Here is a 203-nt window from a genome sequence, read left to right as displayed (position 1 = left end):
GCCATGTTTCCCACAGACGATGCCCTTCTTAAGATGTTATATCTCGTAACCATGGATGTCTTACGAAAATGGACGGGACGAGTCCACAATTGGGGACAGATTCTCATGCAGTTGTCTGTTTTCTTTGAGGAGCGCGTACGACCACACATCCACTAAAAAAAGGAAGGCTTCATCCCCGAAGGGATTGTCTTTCTCTACACCAA

Annotated in this window: 1 pseudogene; it reads left to right on the top strand. The window is 46.3% G+C overall.

What is annotated here, in order from left to right:
- Window positions 1–156: pseudogene (locus SB752_RS33600) on the top strand (IS256 family transposase); the annotation flags it as partial.
- Window positions 157–203 lie beyond the last annotated feature (47 nt).

It is taken from the genome of Brevibacillus sp. SIMBA_040 (assembly GCF_046535075.1).
In the GTDB taxonomy this organism is placed as follows: Bacteria; Bacillota; Bacilli; order Brevibacillales; family Brevibacillaceae; genus Brevibacillus.
This window is presented reverse-complemented; position numbering and strand designations above follow the sequence as displayed.